The 249-nt window shown below is 75.1% G+C and carries 1 pseudogene; it reads left to right on the top strand.

Annotated features, from left to right (window positions below):
* A pseudogene (locus tag ACLBX8_RS32355) lies at nucleotides 1–249 on the top strand (IS5-like element ISMra2 family transposase); the annotation flags it as partial.

Genomic DNA, 249 nt, shown 5'->3' with positions numbered 1-249 from the left:
GTGCGCGCCCACCAGCACGCCGCCGGGGCGCGCCGGTCCGGCGCCATCGGGGGGTGAGGCGACCGTCGAAGGCGTGGGCGAAGCGCTCGGGCGCAGCCAGGGCGGCTTCTCGACCAAGCTGCATCTGCGTGCCGAGGGCGGGGGTAAGCCGATCACGGCGGTGCTGACGGCGGGCGAGCGGCACGAGCAGTTTGCGTTGGATGCTCTCATGGACAAGGGCGCGGTGCCACGTCCAGGGCGGGGCCGCCC

The sequence above is a fragment of the Methylobacterium sp. D48H genome (assembly GCF_053345715.1).
The sequence above is the reverse complement of the archived record's forward strand: the minus strand, read 5'-3'. Positions and strand labels throughout refer to the sequence as shown.